General features: G+C 31.9%; 1 rRNA gene. It reads right to left on the bottom strand.

Features of this window, described 5'->3' with window-relative positions:
* Nucleotides 1-1226 precede the first annotated feature (1226 nt).
* A 5S ribosomal RNA gene (gene rrf, locus REB14_RS13485) occupies nt 1227-1334 on the bottom strand.
* Between the last annotated feature and the right edge of the window lie 79 nt (nt 1335-1413).

The following is a 1413-nucleotide window of genomic DNA, read 5'->3' as shown; positions in this document are numbered from 1 at the left end:
TGTTAGGCCTCCCGCTAGCGTTCATCCTGAGCCAGGATCAAACTCTCCATTGTATGTTTGTCTGACTCACTCAAAGTTTTTAACGCTTTAGTTTTTCCTTACTTGGTTGTTATATTGTATGTCAATGATCTTTATATCTTTCGCTTTTTAACGCAGCAATCTTTCTGTCAGTGTTACTCCGTATTTGCGAGTGCAAAAGTAAAACTTTATTTTTAATTGACCAAATGTTTTTGAAGAAAATTTTAAAGTTTTTTAAGTAACCTTAATTCTTCCAAAACCCTCAATCCATCTACTCCTGCGCTCCCTCTAATTGGGACTGCAAAGATAATAACTATTTTTTAACTGACAACTTTTTTTGTAAAAAAAATTAAAGTTTTTTTTCGTCCTTATCTTATGAAGTAGTTTATGTTTCTGCCTTTATAAAGGCGCTTCTGCGCTACTGAATGTATTTCGTTTTTCAGTGGGGCAAAGATAGAAACTTATACCATACTCCGCAACTTTATTTAACTTAAAAATACCAAATGTGGAAAACTATTATCATATCTATTTATTATTCAATTATTTAAATAATAATTATATTTATCCACAATTAGTGCTAATAGACTTGAATAAATGGTATTACTGTATAAAAGCTAGATTCTCTGTTCTAAACTTAATAATGATAAACTGAGATATATTAAGTGCTACTATTATATTTTTTAGATTAGTATTGTTTTAGAATAATCAAAAAATATGGATGGCTTCTTTATGAATTGCAAAAGATATTAAAGCATGAATGTAAAGACGTAATAAAGAACAATGGTAAGAATATATGAAAACAGAAGAATGTAGTTCATCTGCACTTTGTAACAAAATCAATATTTATAAGAAGGAAAATAGAAGTGGAAGTGGAACTAAATCAAAAACTAATATATTTTGGTTTTTAGAAATATAAATATTGTTCTTGATAATTTAAGATTTTACGATTAAGTTTTTATTAGACTCCTACGGAGTGACAGGATTTGGCTGGAATAAAGAATAGTATTGAAGGTAAAGACCAATTGTTAGTTAAAGCATGGAAAAAAGAGGGCTGGAAGCAGGAAGCAGGAAGCTGGAGGCATAAAGACAACGGAGATTAGTGATGGTGACTTATTATCTATTACTCATTACTTATGTGTCTGTTGGTGTAGGTATACAACAAAAAAAACCTTTATCGTAAAGATAAAGGTTTTTAAAAATAAAATAAAAACTGGCGGCGGCCTACTCTCCCGCGTTAGCAGTACCATCGGCGCTGGTGGGCTTAACTTCTGTGTTCGGAATGGGAACAGGTGAGCCCCACCGCTAAAACCACCCTAAAGGTTGTATATAGCTTTAAGCATTAGGACTGAAGCCTGAAGCTTATTGCGTTTTTAAGCGATAAAAACTTTCACAAAG

The sequence above is a fragment of the Chryseobacterium metallicongregator genome (assembly GCF_031324065.1).
Classification (GTDB): Bacteria; Bacteroidota; Bacteroidia; order Flavobacteriales; family Weeksellaceae; genus Chryseobacterium; species Chryseobacterium metallicongregator.
The sequence above is the reverse complement of the archived record's forward strand: the minus strand, read 5'-3'. Positions and strand labels throughout refer to the sequence as shown.